This window comes from Marilutibacter spongiae (assembly GCF_014145325.1).
In the GTDB taxonomy this organism is placed as follows: domain Bacteria; phylum Pseudomonadota; class Gammaproteobacteria; order Xanthomonadales; family Xanthomonadaceae; genus Marilutibacter; species Marilutibacter spongiae.
Genome location: NZ_JACHTF010000021.1, coordinates 1 through 15,298 on the forward strand (window position 1 = coordinate 1; position 15,298 = coordinate 15,298).

General features: G+C 61.1%; 11 protein-coding genes and 1 pseudogene. 5 read left to right on the top strand and 7 right to left on the bottom strand.

What is annotated here, in order from left to right:
- On the bottom strand, nucleotides 1–261 hold a 261-nt coding region (locus H4F98_RS16950; protein WP_425487612.1), incomplete at its 3' end, for a hypothetical protein.
- 565 nt (nucleotides 262–826) lie between these two features.
- Here H4F98_RS16950 and H4F98_RS15320 point away from each other — a divergent pair.
- The gene (locus tag H4F98_RS15320; RefSeq protein ID WP_141519793.1) at nucleotides 827–1,555 is read left to right on the top strand and encodes a 2OG-Fe(II) oxygenase; all 729 of its coding nucleotides are present in this window, start codon (nucleotides 827–829) and stop codon (nucleotides 1,553–1,555) included.
- Between the two features lie 127 nt (nucleotides 1,556–1,682).
- Here H4F98_RS15320 and H4F98_RS15325 read toward each other — a convergent pair whose 3' ends face one another.
- Together H4F98_RS15325 and H4F98_RS15330 are read right to left on the bottom strand one after the other, a co-directional pair.
- A complete protein-coding gene (locus H4F98_RS15325; RefSeq protein WP_182688707.1) occupies nucleotides 1,683–2,180 on the bottom strand; it encodes an REP-associated tyrosine transposase in 498 nt (165 codons plus the stop codon).
- Between the two features lie 379 nt (nucleotides 2,181–2,559).
- Complete coding sequence (locus tag H4F98_RS15330; RefSeq protein WP_182688708.1) at nucleotides 2,560–2,994, bottom strand: hypothetical protein; 435 nt, start codon at nucleotides 2,992–2,994, stop codon at nucleotides 2,560–2,562.
- Nucleotides 2,995–3,131: 137 nt separating this feature from the next.
- Between H4F98_RS15330 and H4F98_RS15335 the strand changes: the two genes are divergently transcribed.
- Together H4F98_RS15335 and H4F98_RS15340 are read left to right on the top strand one after the other, a co-directional pair.
- Nucleotides 3,132–3,830, top strand: a complete 699-nt coding sequence (locus tag H4F98_RS15335; protein ID WP_182688709.1) for a transposase — start codon at nucleotides 3,132–3,134, stop codon at nucleotides 3,828–3,830.
- A 919-nt stretch (nucleotides 3,831–4,749) separates the two neighbouring features.
- Nucleotides 4,750–5,448, top strand: a complete 699-nt coding sequence (locus H4F98_RS15340) for a transposase (protein ID WP_182688710.1) — start codon at nucleotides 4,750–4,752, stop codon at nucleotides 5,446–5,448.
- Nucleotides 5,449–5,608: 160 nt separating this feature from the next.
- Here H4F98_RS15340 and H4F98_RS15345 read toward each other — a convergent pair whose 3' ends face one another.
- Nucleotides 5,609–6,088, bottom strand: coding sequence for a hypothetical protein (locus H4F98_RS15345; RefSeq protein ID WP_182688711.1), 480 nt, complete (start codon nucleotides 6,086–6,088; stop codon nucleotides 5,609–5,611).
- A gap of 406 nt (nucleotides 6,089–6,494) precedes the next feature.
- Here H4F98_RS15345 and H4F98_RS15350 point away from each other — a divergent pair, with 406 nt between their 5' ends.
- Nucleotides 6,495–7,193: an REP-associated tyrosine transposase gene (locus H4F98_RS15350; RefSeq protein WP_182688712.1), complete on the top strand. Its 699-nt coding sequence runs from the start codon at nucleotides 6,495–6,497 to the stop codon at nucleotides 7,191–7,193.
- 273 nt (nucleotides 7,194–7,466) lie between these two features.
- Nucleotides 7,467–7,619, top strand: a pseudogene (locus tag H4F98_RS15355) (2OG-Fe(II) oxygenase); the annotation flags it as partial.
- A gap of 356 nt (nucleotides 7,620–7,975) precedes the next feature.
- On the opposite strand, the gene H4F98_RS15360 reads toward H4F98_RS15355, so the two are convergent.
- Genes H4F98_RS15360 through H4F98_RS15370 form a run of 3 tightly spaced genes read right to left on the bottom strand, consistent with a single transcriptional unit; the run spans nucleotide 7,976 to nucleotide 15,105 of the window.
- Entirely contained in the window at nucleotides 7,976–8,398 is a 423-nt protein-coding gene (locus H4F98_RS15360) for a hypothetical protein (RefSeq protein ID WP_182688713.1), read from the bottom strand.
- Between the two features lie 6 nt (nucleotides 8,399–8,404).
- A complete protein-coding gene (locus H4F98_RS15365; protein ID WP_182688714.1) occupies nucleotides 8,405–11,614 on the bottom strand; it encodes an RHS repeat domain-containing protein in 3,210 nt (1,069 codons plus the stop codon).
- Nucleotides 11,611–15,105 carry a fibronectin type III domain-containing protein gene (locus H4F98_RS15370; RefSeq protein ID WP_182688715.1) on the bottom strand — a complete coding sequence of 1,165 codons (3,495 nt, stop codon included), beginning with the start codon at nucleotides 15,103–15,105 and terminating at the stop codon, nucleotides 11,611–11,613. Before H4F98_RS15370 ends, H4F98_RS15365 begins: the two co-directional genes overlap by 4 nt.
- Nucleotides 15,106–15,298 lie beyond the last annotated feature (193 nt).

Below are 15,298 nucleotides of genomic sequence, written 5' to 3' on the forward strand. Positions count from 1 at the left end.
GATTGGTTGATTGGTTGATTGGTTGATTGGTTGATTGGTTGATTGGTTGATTGGTTGATTGGTTGATTGGTTGATTGGTTGATTGGTTGATTGGTTGATTGGTTGATTGGTTGATTGGTTGATTGGTGATTGGTTGATTGGTTGATTGGTGATTGGTTGATTGGTTGATTGGTGATTGGTGATTGGTGATTGGTGATTGGTGATTGGTGATTGGTGATTGGTTGATTGGTGATTGGTGATTGGCCGATTGCCGGTTGCCAACATCGCCTCCAAGCCCCTACCCGCCCGTAGCCCGGGTAAGCGCACCGCGCGCACCCGGGACCACGCCACCCGCCAGACCGTCATCCCAGCGAACGCTGGGATCCAGCCTTCGGCTTTTGTCCGGTGCGCACGGCAACACACCGCCCCTCACACACGGTGCAATGCGCTTCGCTTATTGCACCCAACAGGTCCGACCGCCTGATCGTATGATGGGTAGCGCGAAGCAAAACCCATCACCGGCCGGAAGCGTCATGGATCCAGTTGCCGGCAGACCCGTAGTAGGGCGCAATAACCAACGGGCATTGCGCCGAATGAAGTCCAAGCGCAATGCGCATGGTCGCCCGAGCCCTGCCGCCTACGTAGACCGCGCACGCGCCTGGCGCACGCCGGGAAAGTCACCCCCAACAAGCCGCCATCTCCCCAGCCGTCATCCCAGCGAACGCTGGGATCCAGCCTTCGGCTTTTTTCTCCATCTCCCCACGACGACCCGACCCGCCATTTGACCGCCGCCCGCCCCCCCGTGCGAGGATGCCGGTTCGATCATTCCGGCCCCGGCCCGCACGACATGGACGACCCGAACGCCAGCCCCGATTTCATCGAAGTCTTCCCCGACGCCCTGTCCGCCGAGCAATGCGCCGCCGTCGTGGCGCGCTTCCAGGACAGCGGCGCCGACGGCCCGGGCCTGGTCGGCGGCGGGCACCGCCCGGAGCTCAAGGACAGCCGCGATATCACCCTGGCCGGCAAGCCTGAATGGCAGGACGTCGAAGGCCTGCTCAACACCGCCGTGTTCAAGGGCCTGATGGCCTACCTGCGCCGCCATCCCTACACCCTGATCGCCCCATTGATGCTCGAGGTCGGCGGCGAGGACGGCGCCCGCCATCGCCTGACCGCCGAACGCCTGCGCGCGATGCCGGACGAAGGCCTCGCCGGCGTGGTGCAGACCGTCATGCGCCCCGGTGCGATCAACCTGCAGCGCTACACCGGCGGCCGCGGCGGCTACCCCTACTGGCATTGCGAACTCTTCCCCCGCGACGCCCGCGGCGAGACCCTGCATCGCCACCTGCTGTGGACGATCTACCTCAACGACGGCTTCGAGGAAGGCGAGACCGAGTTCCTGCACCAGCAGCGCAAGATCGCCCCGCGCACCGGCAGCCTCCTGATCGCCCCGGCCGCCTTCACCCACACCCACCGCGGCAACCGCCCCCTGGGCGGCGACAAGTTCATCGCCACCAGCTGGGTCCTGTTCCAGCGCGCCGAAACCCTCTACGGCGGCGGCGCCGGCCGTACCGACTGACGCCACCCCGGACCGGGACCACGCCTGTTCGCGAAGCACGAACCCGGATGCGCTGCGCTTATCCGGGCTACACAACGGCCGTCGCCCCACGTAGCCCGGATAATGCCAACGGCCGCATCCGGGGCCCTCATCGCTTCCCGTGAGCGCCTGACCGGCCAAGCGTGCCCGCCCAATCCGGCGGAAGCCACCCCTTCGCGACATATCGATGAAAGGTCGAATGCGGCCAATCCGAAACCCGCGCGACCAGGCCATGCTTCAACGGATTCACGTGCACGTAGTCCACATGCGCCTGCAGGTCGTCCCCGTCACGAATGCAATGCTCCCAGAAGCGCGCCTGCCAGGGCGACCGCCCGAGCGGACATACCCGGCGCGTAAATCCACTCTTGATCCCCTGCCAGAGCCGTGAGTAGTCGCCCGCGCCATCCCGCATGGCAATTACCGCATGCATGTGATCGGGAAGGACCACGGCCGCGACGATGTCGTGCGGTACCCGTACTTTCGCGGCGCGCCACGCCTCGCGAAGCAGGTCCACATGGCGCACCAGCGCATCGCCGCGCCGATCACGAAGATTCACAGTGAAGAAGAACGTCCCGTCAGGGACGCGACTGCGTCGATACCGCACCATCCATGGCGCTCCGATTCCCGCAAGCACCCATCGTACCGGGACGCCGTCGGCACGAGAAACACGAACCCGGATGCGCTGCGCTTATCCGGGCTACACACCGACCTTCGCCCCATTCCGTAGCCCGGATAAGGCCAACGGCCGCATCCGGGAGGACCTCACGGGGGACCATCTGGCACAGGAACCTGCACTTGGACATCCGAGATTCCAGCGCATGGTCGCTGAGGCCCTTAACAGACCGGTTACCTGTCGGCCTCGTGGACGACCGAGAACGGCAGGTGAGGAGACTTAATTACCTCCGTCCCCTTTGATCCGCTGAAGCCTACAGCAGACCGGTTACCTGCCGAGCTCGTGGACGGCCAAGAGCAGGAGGTGAGGATATTTAACTGCCTGTGTCCCCTTTGACTTCAATCGACTGAATGGCAGTGAAAAAATCATTGCAATGAAAATCAACAAGCCGAAGTCCTTCCACCTTGGCTCTCTTGGCTAACACTTCCCGCAGAAATCGTCTTTGAATTTTTTCCGCATCTATTGATTCGTCATCATTTGCAGCCAACGAGACATTCAATACAAGCATTCTTTTCACTTGTTCATGCTCGCCATACACCTCTATGGAAACCTCTTCGTGGAACTCGACCTCCTCATCGCGGATCGAGTCCATCGAGCTGATGACCTCAACGCCCAACACAACTTCCTCAACGCCTTTCCCGAAATCCCGACCTTCAATACTGGCTTTCAAACGATCCTCAAGATCCACGAGAATCGGAACAACCCATTCCAGTCCTCTTGAAACGCTTATACCTAATCCGATCCTCATGAGTCACCTGTCAACGGACAACAAAGGGGACGGAGTAATTAAGCGACAAATCTTACCTCCCAGTGCGCTCCACTCCCAAAGACGTCAAGGGGTTGACCCTGCAGTCTTGAACCTTCCGAACACGAGCCCCTCCTGACATGCCTCGACGCGCTCGGCTGGAACTGCTCGCCATACCGATGCGCATCACCCAGCGTGGCGTGAATCGCTGCGCGATCTTCATCGACGACGAGGATCGCCACCACTTCCGCAGGCTACTACGGGACGCAGCCCAGGCGCACCACGTTGCCGTGCATGCCTTCGTCCTGATGGACAACCACGTCCACCTGCTGCTGACGGGAGCACGGGCAGGCGATGTCTCTCTTGTCATGCGACGGGTCGGGCAGTCGTACGTGCAGGCGTTCAATGCCAGGCACGGTCGCAGTGGCACGCTTTGGCAAGGACGCTTCAAGTCCTGTCTCGTCGACAGCGATCGTTACCTGTTGACGGTCATCCGCTACATCGAGCTCAATCCCGTCCGCGCGGCGATGGTCGAGTCACCCGACGCCTACCGCTGGTCCAGCGTGCACACGCATCTGGGACGAGCCCGGGATCCGCTGATCACGTTGCCTGCGAGCTATCAGGCCCTGGCCGACACCCCGGAAGGCCGCGCCTCCGCCTACCGGGTGTGGTTGCAGGAAGGCATTGATCCCGACGACCTTGCGTCGATCCGACAACATCTGGCACAGGAACGTGCACTTGGATATCCGAGATTCCAGCGCATGGTCGCTGAAGCTCTTAACAGACCAGTTACCTGCCGGCCTCGTGGACGACCAACTACAGGACGTGAGGAGACTTAATTACCTCCGTCCCCTTTGATCGATTCGACAACATCTGGCACAGGAACGCGCACTTGGATATCCGAGATTCCAGCGCATGGTCGCTGAAGCTCTTAACAGACCAGTTACCTGTCGGCCTCGTGGACGACCAAGAACAGGACGTGAGGAGTCTTAACTACCTCCGTCCCCTTTGATCGGGATACCTCAGCTTCCGCTCCCTTTGATCGGCCCCGCTTAATCGACTACGAGTTCAACCTGGTCCATTCGTGAGAAAAATCGTTGAACTCAATATGCAGTTCGCCGTCGTGATCTAGAACTATGTGGTGCTTATAGACACTGGGTCGGACAATTGAAAATTCATGAAGGAGAACGTCTGCATGGCCATTTCCTTCCAAGCTTGGCTCATTGAAGTGAAAGCTTGCAACACCTCCATAGCTTAGAGTTGTTTTTCCTTCAAAGAGCTGATCGATAAGGCATATTTCTATGGATGTCTTCCCGTCAGAAAATTTGCCATCATACTTTTTAGACACGAGAAACGACAGGATTCTCGCATCGTGCAACGTCCTATTTCCACTAAGGCTATAGCTTTCAGTAGCGCCCGCGAAAGCTCTCAAGGAAGGCGGCATTCCATGCGCAACTTCCTTGAGGTAGTCGAAATAGTCAGAGAAGTTCCAAGAAACTCCATCGTGATAGATACGTTCCAACTTAGTCACATTTCCTCGCAACCGGGATAGTCTGGATTGGCGGCGCATATTCTCTCAGGACTTGGCGTAGTCATTTCTATGAGAGGGCCAAACGGGCAACAAAGGGGACGAACGGGCAACAAAGGGGACGGAGGTAATTAAGCGAGAAGTCCTACCCCCCGGCGCGCTCCAATCCTAAAGACGTCAACGGATTGATCCGGCAGTCTTGGGCCTTCTGAACACGAGCCCCTCCTGACATGCCCCGACGCGCTCGGCTGGAACTGCCCGGCATACCGATGCACATCACCCAGCGTGGCGTGAATCGCTGCGCGATCTTCGTCGACGACGAGGATCGCCACCACTTCCGCAGGCTACTACGGGACGCAGCCCAGGCGCAGCAGGTGGCCGTGCATGCGTTCGTCCTGATGGACAATCATGTCCACCTGCTGCTGACAGGAAAACGTGCAGGCGATGTCTCCCTCGTCATGAGGCACGTCGGGCAGTCGTACGTGCAGGCGTTCAATGCCAGGCACGGTCGCAGCGGCACGCTTTGGCAAGGACGTTTCAAATCCTGCCTCGTCGATAGCGATCGTTACCTGTTGACGGTCAGCCGATACATCGAGCTCAATCCCGTCCGCGCGGCGATGGTCGAGTCACCCGACGCCTACCTCTGGTCCCGTGTGCCCACGCACCTGGGACGAACCAAGGATCCACTGATCACGCTGCATGCGAGCTATCGGGCCCTGGCCGACACCCCGGAAGGTCGCGCCTCCGCCTACCGGGCGTGGTTGCAGGAGGGTGTTGATCCAGACGACCTTGCGTCGATCCGACAACATCTGGCACAGGAACGTGCGCTTGGAGATCCGAGATTCCAGCGCATGGTCGCTGAAGCCCTTAACAGACCGGTTACCTGTCGGCCTCGTGGACGACCAAGAACAGGACGTGAGGAGACTTAATTAGCTCCGTCCCCTTTGATCAGGTGGGCAGGTCAAGGCGACTGCATCAGCCCGGACCCGGGAGGATCTTTTTCGTACTTCTTGACCACGGCGGCGAAATGGTGACCCCATTGATGGGATCAGTCCCCTTTGACTTTTCGCCTTTCATCTTGGTTTAGCATCAGGGACCGAAGTCTTCGATCCGCCTGATATGCCTGGACGCATCGATCGAGCGATCCGGTATCCCGGTCAAAACAAACGTCCCAGAAACGTAGATCGGTACGGCTCTGCCATCGACATTCCCGCTTGCCAGGAACCGTTCGATAGAGCCAATCTGCGGATCGTCCTCTATCACAATTGATGCAACATCTTCACCACTTTCCACAGATCCTTTGGAGGGAAAGAGTACGACCCTGCCCCTCCCGCCCGGCTGCGCCCAAGCCAGAACCCTTATCCGCTTTCCATCATAACGCTCAGGGTGGGCAAGCAGCTGCACGTAGGTAACCGCGCACAGATGCGCACCCGGCACGTTCCCAACTTCTCTGCAATCATACTGACCTTCCTGCTCCCTTGACGCTTCACCCTTGTGTTCGTCGTTGGGAACCTGTGTGCAACCGACAGCCACGAGTAATACGGGTACGAAAGCAAACAAGCTTTTCATGGCAACTCCGATACGTAGTCAGAGGCGTAGAAGGTTCCTTCGGGATTGGCCCTTATATCTCCATGCATAGCGGGGAAATTGAACCCTGAGACCCGACCATCTGGAGTCGCCACATAGATCGGAACACCGGTCCTTCTCGCGTTGTACGCGTCGCTCTCGTATGTCCCGGACATCTCACTGCTCCAGCTTCGATTGCTGTATCTACCGGCAATACCTGAAATCGAAGAAACCACGGGGTGGGTGTGGATTGTAGCAACGCGATAACCCGGTCCACTGTAGCTTCCCACGAACAAAGGGGACGGAGGTAATTAAGCGAGAAGTCCTACCTCCCGGCGCGCTCCAATCCTAAAGACGTCAAGGGATTGACCCGTCAGTCTTGGGCCTTCTGAACACGAGTCGCCCTGACATGCCCCGACGCGCTCGGCTGGAACTGCCCGGCATACCGATGCACATCACCCAGCGTGGCGTGAATCGCTGCGCGATCTTCATCGACGACGAGGATCGCCACCACTTCCGCAGGCTACTACGGGACGCAGCCCAGGCGCACCACGTTGCCGTGCATGCCTTCGTCCTGATGGACAACCACGTCCACCTGCTGCTGACGGGAGCACGGGCAGGCGATGTCTCTCTTGTCATGCGACGGGTCGGGCAGTCGTACGTGCAGGCGTTCAATGCCAGGCACGGTCGCAGTGGCACGCTTTGGCAAGGACGCTTCAAGTCCTGTCTCGTCGACAGCGATCGTTACCTGTTGACGGTCATCCGCTACATCGAGCTCAATCCCGTCCGCGCGGCGATGGTCGAGTCACCCGACGCCTACCGCTGGTCCAGCGTGCACACGCATCTGGGACGAGCCCGGGATCCGCTGATCACGCTGCATGCGAGCTATCGGGCCCTGGCCGACACCCGGGAAGGCCGCGCCTCCGCCTACCGGGTGTGGTTGCAGGAGGGTGTTGATCCAGACGACCTTGCGTCGATCCGACAACATCTGGCACAGGAACGCGCACTTGGATATCCGAGATTCCAGCGCATGGTCGCTGAAGCTCTTAACAGACCAGTTACCTGCCGGCCTCGTGGACGACCAACTACAGGACGTGAGGAGACTTAATTACCTCCGTCCCCTTTGACCGACCGGTCCCCTTTGACCGACCGGACACCCCGAAAGGTCGAGCCTCCGCCTACCAAGCGTGGTTGCAGGAAGGCATTGATCCCGACGACCTTGCGTCGATCCGACAACATCTGGCACAGGAACGTGCACTTGGACATCCGAGATTCCAGCGCATGGTCGCTGAAGCCCTTAACAGACCGGTCACCTGTCGGCCTCGTGGCCACCCTAGAACGGCAGGTGAGGAGACTTAATTACCTCCGTCCCCTTTGATCGCGCACCGGCAGCCTCCTGATCGCCCCGGCCGCCTTCACCCACACCCACCGCGGCAACCGCCCCTTGGGCGGCGACAAGTTCATCGCCACCAGCTGGGTCCTGTTCCAGCGCGCCGAAACCCTCTACGGCGGCGGCGCCGGCCGCACCGACTGAGCTTCCGTAGCCCGGATAAGGCCAACGGCCGCATCTGGGGCCGCGTCTGCTCACGAAACACCAACCTCGGATGCGCTGCGCTTATCCGGGCTACGCAGGCTGATCACGCTGCGTGCGAGCTATCAGGACGTGGCCGACACCCCGGAAGCTCGCGCCTGCGCCTACCAAGCGTGGTTGCAGGAAGGCATTGATCCCGACGACATTGCGTCGATCCGACAACACCTGGCACAGGAACGTGCACTTGGGCATCCGAGATTCCAGTCTATGAAACCCTCAACAGACCGGTTACCTGTCGGCCTCGAGGACGCCCGAGAACGGAAGGTATGGAGACTTAATCACCTCCGTCCCCTTTGATCTTAAAGTCCTTGCTCCAAAATGGCGCGCTCCCATTCCGTATTTAACCCTTGAAACACAATTGATGAACGGTCGTTGCGCGCTACTTGCGATGAAAAGTCCCTTATCCATTGATTGCTCGGGATTACACGCTCTAGGACGGATAGCACTTCCGATGGGGAGAAAAGATTGCTTGAATAATAAATGAATGCTTTCGCCTTCAATACTTCTCGATCTCCCTCCGAAACCTGATCCGCAAGATCAATCAGCCTTATCGCCTCGTCATCATCTCCAAGATTGAAATTTCGAATTGCAACGCTCGCAAGAAACTGTCCATCTGCCCAGTCAATGCTGTCACCGACTGCGTAAAGATGCTCCAGTGGTTCCGAGCGAGAACCTGGACCCTTCCACTTGAGCAAACTGATCATTTCACCCTTGCTGTACATTTGTCTTCATGGCTTTGGAGTGGTTATGTTTCTCGGTGATGATTTGCCGAACTGCCCCTCTACGACGCTACCCACCTTCACCCTGCCTTCCTTATAGCCGAAAGCACGAAATTCATATTGTCGGCCTCCGACAATAATTTTCTCCTGCATGCCCTGGCCAAGCCCCAATCCTCTTTCAGAAATTCTCGCGCTAATGGCCTCCTTCAGGGCTTTGGACTCCGCTTGAGCGAATCTACGTAAACCATGCTCGCCAAACTCAAGAACGACCTGCTTACCTGCCATTCTAAATGCAAACAAGCTAGTTCCGAGTTTAACCCCTAAGCCTGAACCTCCTCCCACAAACGTAAACAGGAAAGATACAAATTCCCCATTACTCATATCAGGAGGTGGCGCATACCCCCAGCACCCCATTGATGAAGTGCAATTGGCAGGAAGACCAGATGCACCACTCTGAGAAGAGCCGCTTTCAGTTCTAGTATCATTTGGAACTATAGCACTATCGTTTAAGTTCGAAACATGATACCTAACCGATCTTCTATCATCTGATTTATCTTCAATATCCTCCTTTTCCTCTACCTCAGACTCCTCTCGTCCATCTGGGTCCGTATATCTGTATGGATTGTTCCCGGCATATTTATACCGGTTAAACATTATCCCCGCATCCGCGCTCACCGGATCCACACTCAAAAACCGCCCGACCACCGGATCATAATAGCGCTGCTGCATATACGTCAGCCCGGTCGCCGCGTCCATCACGTGCCCGGTGTGGCCGGGGCCGTCGTTGGCGGGGCCGCTGATCTGTTCGCCGTAGGGGGCGTAGAAATCGCGCTCGATGACGTTGCGGTTGGCGTCGGTGACCGCCACCGGGCTACCGAGGCCGTCGGTGTGCTGGTAGAGGTTGCGGATGGTGTCGTCCAAGACGTTGCGCTCGCGGATGGCCACCAGGCTGCTTCCCAGGTAGACGTACCATTGCTGGACGTCCTTGCGCATGTCATTGGTGAAGGCGAGCTTGCCGTCCTGGCCGTAGAAGCTGTACTTGGAGCCGCCGGTGAAGTCGCGCACGCGCCGGCCCAGGCCGTCGTAGACGTAGCTGGTGCTGCCATGGGCGCGCAGGCGGTTGCCGTAGTCGAAGTCGAGCGCGCTGCCGTTTCGATTGTCGACGTTGCCCTGCGCGTCATAGCCGAGCCCAACGACGGTGGCGCCGGCGCCATTGCGCATGTTGGTCAGCCGGTTGTTCGTGTCGTAGGTATAACTGACCGCGCCGGCGTCTTTGGTCCAGCCGGTGAGCAGGTTGTCCAGGGCGTTGTAGCTGAAGCTGGCGCTACCGTTGCCGCCCAGCATGGGGGCGTCGTGGACCTGGACGAGCCGGTTGAGGCCGTCGTACTGCATGCTGCGGTTGCCCTGCGCCCCCGGCAGGCCATCGCTGATGGCCATGAGGTTGGCATTGGCATCGTAGTCGTAGCTGTCGTCGTGGACGGCCGTGCTGCCATAGGCATCGCGGCTGCGTTCGGCCAGGCCCCGGGCGTTCTGGGTCAGGGTATGGACGATACCGTTCCCATAGGTGAACTGTTTGAGCGCCCCATTGGGGAAGTAGCGGACGTTGGTGGCGTAGGTGCCCGCTTGCGTGGGTTGACCGAGCGCATTCGGGGCGTAGGCGACGTTCCAGTTGCCCGGCATGGTTTCGCTGGCGAGATGACCGTTGCCGTCGTACGCGGAGGTCAACGTCCAATCGACACTGTTCCATTGCATGCGCTCGCTGGTCAGCAAGCGGCGCTTGTTGTAGGCGTACGTCGTGGTGACGACATTGCCGCCACCGTTGTCGACCATGATGCTTGCCGGAAGCCCATCCGGTGTGTAGGTATGGGTGGTGTTGCCGCGGCTGTCGGGGAAGCTCATGGCGGTGACGCGGTTGCGCAGGTCGTAAGCGCGGTCGACGCGGCGTGCGGCCACCGACGACGCGGTGAGGCAGCCGGCGCCCGAGGGCGTGAAGCCCATAACGGACCAGGCAACGTTGCCGGCCGCGTCGTATCCCATGGCGCTGGTGCCCGACTCGGGTTCGTCCACCCGGCACAGTTGCTGGTAGCCGTTATAGGTGTAGTCGCGGTTGACCGCCAGCGAGCCACCCGTGGCACTGCTGCTGTTGCTGCGCCGCAGCCGCGTCGTCTTGCCGAAGACATCCCGGGTGATGTGGGTGTAGGCGGACTCGGGGTGCCAGATGGTGGTGGGCGTGTCGTAGCTTGGGGTGTCGAAGGACTGGAACCAGGTGCGTGTCTGCTCGTCGCGGGGGTCGGTGACAAGGGTGTAGGGGCCGTTAGCGCCGGCTAGGTACGTGGTGGTGGTCGACAGTTCGCCCAATTCGGAATCCTGCAGCACCTCGCGCACTCGCCCCAACACGTCGTAGGTGGTGATGACCCCCTCGGTGAAGGTGCCGACATTGCTCCAGGTGGCGAGCGGGTACGAGGCGAACACCTCGCGGCCTTCATGGTCGTACTGCTTGACCGTTCCGGTGCGCGTCGCAACCACATCGGTGTTGTCGAACTGCTGGGTCAGGACCGGGCGCCACAGCGCATCGAAGTAGGTATAGCTGCGGAAGTTCCCCTGGGACACGATCTGACGCCAGTGCCCGGCGGGGATGCCCCATTCGGAAGCGGCCACCTGATCGAAGGTCTGGGTGATGGGGGCCCACGCGGTTGTGTCGCCGGTGGGGAACGTCGTCTTGGTGACGCGCCCCATCTCGTCGTATTCGTAGCTGGTCGTGAAGCCGTTGGCATCGGTGATCGAGCTGACCGTGCCGTCGTTGGCGACCACCGCACTCTGGCTGGTGCCGTCGGCATAGGCGATCGATTGCGGGATGCCGCGCTTCCAGCTGCCGACGCTGGTGGTATGGCCTGCGCCGTCCTTGACATAGGCGACGGTGCCATCGGCGCTGTTGTAGCCGATCTCCAATGCCAGGCGTCCGAAGCCATACTTCTTCCGCGGGACGTGCTTCCAGCCGTATTCGGTCCGGGTCATCTCCAGGGGATAGGCGAACGCCGGATCCAGTATCGGCGTCGAGGCCACCAGTTCGACTTTCTCGACCTGGCCGAGCACCCAGCCCGCCGTGTCGTCATGGTAGGTGATCCCCTCGGTGCGGCTGTAGTCGGCGGCCAGGCCCACGGCCGGCAGCAGCACGATTCCGGCGATGGTGCCCTTCAGTACGTCCTTGCGCAGCTTCATTCGCCTTCTCCTTCGGCCGGCACGGGCTCCAGGCCGCTACCCGGCAACTCGACGCGGAAAGGCTCGGGGCAAGGTTGTCCGCCGCAGTTCCCCCCGCCCCCGCCACCGACGACCTGTACGCGCCGGGTCGCCGAGTACGGGCCGCAGCCGCCGACGTTGCACGCGCGCACGCGATAGTCGTACGCCCCGTCGAAACCCTGGTTCTGGATCCGCGAAAGCGCACTGCCCGAATAGATGTTCGACCAGCTGCCGCCACCGCCCAGGTCGAGCTGGTAGCTCGTCGCCGTGTCGACCGCACTCCAGGAGACGGTGTAGTTCTGGTTGGTGTTGGCGCTCACCGGTGCCGTCAGGCTGGGTGCGGTACTCGGTGGGAACGTGACGAGCGTCGTGCGGATGGCCGAGTAGCCGCTGCAGCCACTCGAATTGCAGGCACGCGCGCGATAATCGTAGCTGCCGTTGGTCAGGCCCGACACCGACTTGCTGGTCGCTGCGCCCGCATGGATCTGGGACCAGCTGCTCCCGTCCTTGCGTTGCTCGAGGTGATACTCGGTGGCGGTCGCGACGCTCGACCAGGTGAGGGTGTACGCCCCGTTGTTGTCCGCGCTGGGCGTCGTGACCGCCGGCGCGCTCGCGGGTGCGAGCAGGACCACGGTCGAGTCGGTCGCCGAATAGACACCACAGCCGCCGGCGTTGCAGGCACGGGCGCGATAGTCGTAAGTGCCGTTGCCCAGGCCCGAGACGGCCTTGCTGGTACCGCTGCCGCTGTAGACCTGGGTCCAGCTTCCGCCGTCCTTGCGTTGTTCGAGGCGGTACTCGGTGGTCGAGGCCACCGACGTCCAGGCGATGGTGAAGGCCCCGTCCGTGTCGCTGGACGGTGCGCTCACGGTCGGCGCGCTTGCGGGGGAATGCGTGACGACGGTGGTGTCGATCGTGGAGTACGCGGAGCAACCGCCCGCGTTGCAGGCGCGTGCACGGTATCCGTAGCTGCCATCGGCAAGCCCGGAGACCGTCTTGCTGGTCGCCGTGCCGGCGTGGACCTGGGCCCAGGCGCCGCTGTCCTTGCGTTGCTCCAGCCGGTACTCGGTGGCCGACGTAACGCTGGTCCAGCTGACGGTGAATCCGCCGTCGCCATCCGTCGCCGGCGCGGTGACGACCGGCGCCGAGGCGGGCGGGAATGTCACCACCGTGGTGTCGATGCCGGAGTACGCGCTGCATCCGGCGACATTGCAGGCACGGGCGCGATAGTCGTAGTTGCCGTCCGTCAGGCCAGAGAGCGCCTTGCTGGTAGCGGTGCCACTGTAGACCTCGCTCCAGCTGCCGCCGTTCTTGCGTTGATGGAGCTGATAGTCCGTGGTGGCGGCGACGCTGCCCCAGCTGACGGTGTAAGCGCCGTTGTTGTCCGTGGCTGGCGCGGTTACGGTCGGGGCCGATGCCGGAGGCAGCGCGACCACGGTCGTTTCGGTACCGCTGTATGCGGTGCAACCGGCGGTATTGCAGGCGCGGATGCGGTAGTCGTACGTACCGGCTGCCTGGCCGCTTGCGTTCCAGCTCAGCGCGGAAGTGTCCTGGACGGTCGCCCAGCTACCGCCGTTGATGCGTCGCTCGAGCGGGTACCGCGTGGCGTCCTGCGAGCTTGTCCAGCTGAGCGCATAGGTGCCGGAATAGCTGCTGGCGGGTGCGCTCAGCGCGGGGAACACGCTGGGCGGATCGCTATGGAAGCCGCCGGTGCCGGTGCTGCCCTTGCGAACCCGGATGGGCCTGGCGAACGCGTCGAATGCCTCGACCTCGTTCACGAAGAGGGCGCCGTCCTGCACGATCTCGCGCAGGCGCTGCGGGCGGACACTTTCGCTGGTGAACCCGTTGCCGCGTTCCTGCGGGCTGTGGCCGATGGGGGTGACGAAAGGCTGGCCGGTCGGGTCCAGGACGTATGCGAGGCGCTCGGTATAGAGGGGTGTGGAACTGGTGCCACGCTGCGTGCGCAGGAGCTTGCCCTCGTTGTAGCGATAGCTGTTGCCGAAGGTGTAGCGCGTCCAGCTGCCGTCTGGCGCGGTGACCGTGGTGACTGCGGAACCCGCGCAGCTGTCGTCGGTACACACCGGCGCTCCGCAGCCGTTGACGTTGTCCTGGCAGACCGGCTTGCCCGCGCCGCTGGGATGCAGGAACCAGGACACCGCGCTTTCATAACCGTAGTTCCACGTGTCAACAGGCACGCCCGGACCGCTGACCTGCTTGGTCGTCAGCGTGAAAGCATCCCAGTTGATCGGGTAGTAGGCGAAGTCGTCGTTGGGATTGTTGCCTGGCGTGGTGTAGCCACGACAAACCGCCGGCACATTGGATCGGCCGTGACCTTTGATCATGACAGTGAAAGTGCCGACAGCCCCTGCAGGATGCGTGATCGTTCCGCTGACCGGCATGTTGTCGATCAGGTCGCCGGCAAAAAAACAGCTCCGACTCGGCTCGTCGGGCAGCTTGTTGGGGTTGTAAAGCATCTCCAGGTTCGAGAACGCAGCGAAGGAAATGGACCACTTGCTCCCATCGGGCTGATTGACGCGGATCAGCGTTGCCCTTCCGTCCGCCGGATAGCTGTAGTCGTAGGTCCAGGTGTGCATTCCATCGCTAACGGCGTTCACGTGGCCATGGGCGTCGTAGCCCAGGGTGACAACGCGTCCGTCATTGGACTTCACTTCCGTCAGCGCAGCGGGATTGCCCTTGCTGTTGGTGTAGGTGTAAGTGACCCAATTGCCGAAGCGGTCCTCGACGCGCGTCGCATAGAGGACGTTCTTGCGTCGTCCAAGCGTCAGGGTGCCGCCGGAGGGCTTGGGTTTCTCGATCGGTGGTTCGCTGTACTGCGCCATCCAGTCGAACCAGTATTTGGTGCCGTCGGCTGTGATTGCGAGGAAGCCCTGTCCGCTGCCATCCGGGTTCTTGATCGAGGACAGGCAACTGAAATGCGTACGACTGGCCGTGGTCCACGGATACGGCCCACCCGTGCCGGGCTTGGGCACGCCCGCGAGCGTACTCAGCATCTCGCCGCCGCCGGGCATCTCGGCCTGGAGGCCGTTCCAGTACTCGTCGGTGCCGAATATCACGTTGGACTGGACGACGTCGGGCGGTCGAGCCACCGTGCAGCGGTTGTCGTGCCAGGTGCCGATGAAGGTGCCGCTGATGCGCGGGACGTCGAGGTCCCAGTCGGCAAAGGGCAGGTCGCGCAGCCAGTAGCCCTTGCGGTCGGTGACCGTATAGCTGCGACCGACCGCCACCGCCAGCCCACTGTTGCCCGGGATGCTGACGTCCGTCGCGGAGAACGACAGGCTGCCGGTGTACAAATCGACGGCATCGCCGAACAGGTCCGGGCCCATCGAGGCAAGCGACGAGCGCTTGTTGATCAGCTTGTCGTATTCCTCCCAGGGCAACTTGCCCTCGTCCTGGGCGAATGCCGGCAGTGCAAGCCCCCAAGCCAGCAGCAAGGCCAGCAGCGTGAATCCCTTCATCGATTTCCCCTGAATCCCGGAACGTCCACCCAGTCGGGTGGAGCGAAGCGCGTACGACACGCGAGGGAAGCTAGATACCGGAATTCACGGGGAACACAAGCCGATGCCGGAGCGCTTGCCGCGACTCCCGGTAGCAGCCTTTGTCGATGCTGCCTTTGTTTTCAGCAGTATAAGAAAAAGCTGCTACCGGAAT